This window comes from Nocardia sp. NPDC057455 (assembly GCF_042802775.1).
GTDB lineage: Bacteria > Actinomycetota > Actinomycetes > Mycobacteriales > Mycobacteriaceae > Nocardia.
Genome location: NZ_JBHVDM010000207.1, coordinates 1 through 1442, shown reverse-complemented (window position 1 = coordinate 1442; position 1442 = coordinate 1). Strand labels below are relative to the sequence as shown.

Annotated in this window: 2 protein-coding genes; both read left to right on the top strand. The window is 68.7% G+C overall.

What is annotated here, in order from left to right:
* The coding region (locus ACFU5M_RS34490) for an AMP-binding protein (RefSeq protein WP_379055820.1) at positions 1-977 on the top strand (977 nt) is incomplete at its 5' end.
* Positions 978-1247: 270 nt separating this feature from the next.
* Positions 1248-1442 (top strand): AMP-binding protein (locus ACFU5M_RS34485; protein WP_379055818.1); only part of this gene is annotated, 195 nt, incomplete at its 3' end.

Sequence of the window (1442 nt, the reverse complement as noted above, 5' to 3'; positions counted from 1 at the left end):
TCGGCCACCGCCTCCACCGCATCCTCACCACCATCGCCACCAACCCCCACACCCCCATCGGCGACATCGACATCCTCGACACCGCCGAACGAGAACGGATGGCGGTCGCGTCGGAGCCGGTGAGCGTCGAGGCGCCCACGGCTACCGCGGGTACGGCGTTGACCCAGGCGCTGGCGGCCGCGGTCGAAGACGATCCGGATGGCCCCGCGGTGGTCTCCGGCGAGAATGCTCTGTCCTACCAGGATCTCGACGCACGCTCGTCGCGGTTGGCGCGGGTGCTCATCGCGCGCGGCTGCGGCCCCGGCGCGGGCGTGGCGGTGCGGCTGGATCGCGGCATCGAGGCCGTCATCGCCACCTGGGCCGTGCTCAAGACAGGCGCCGCCGTAGTGCCGGTCGACACGCTCGACGCGAGTCTGCCGCACGAACTCGAGATCAAGACCGGCTTGACGATCGGCGGTGTGCACTCGATCGCCGCGGTCGACTGGTTCGCCCTCGACGACCCGACCGTCGTCGCCGAGATCGCCGCCGAATCACCCCGGCCGGTCACCTACGCCCACCGCATCCGTGCCCTGCGCGGCAGCGATCCGGCGTTCATCGGCGCGCAGGTGCTCAGCTACGACGATCTCGCCACGGCCGCCGCACGGCTGCGCGCACGCACCGAGCTGACCTTCGAATCGCGCACCTTCCAGCACGGCAGTCCGCAGTCGCCTGCCGCGCTGGTCGAGGTGGTCGCTGCCGGATCGGTGGGCGCGTCGGTGGTGCTGGTCGACGCGGACGGCGCGCTGACCGAGTCGCTCGCCGACGAATGGGTGACCCACCTGGTGACGGATCGGACCGGGCTGGACACGCTCGACCCGGTGGCCCTGGAGGATTTGCACGCTGTGGTGCTGGACAATGGTGTCGGCGGTGTGCCCATGGGGCCCTGGTCGAACGTGGCCGCGATCGTCGAGTTCACCGAACTGTTCGACACCGAGTGAAGTGATTCGCGGTCATGAGCAAGCCCCCCGTTGTGTGACCATGCACACAGCGGGTTGGTTTGCTGTATCAGGGCGTCCGCTGGAAATGTGTCATGGACGTGTTCTTACAGGCAGGATGTGCAGAGTTTTCATGTTTCGCTTGTCGGGGAATAGTCGGCCGGCTCAGGGATCGGTGCCCAGGAATCACGAAGCGGGGCTCGCGTGACGCGGCCCGCGCGGGTGCGGCCCACTCGTACCCGGCGACCTAGAGTCACTACCCTCCCGCAGCTGATGGCAACCGCTGTCGAAGCCAACCCGACCGGCGCCGCGGTGGTCTTCGCCGACGCCGTCAGCTCTCGCGGACATCTCACCTACGCGGAACTCGACGCCAGGTCCACGCGGTTGGCGCGTCTGCTCATCGATCGGGGGGTGGGTCCGGAGGATCTGGTCGCGGTGGGTGTTCCGCGTTCGGTGGAGTCGGTGGTC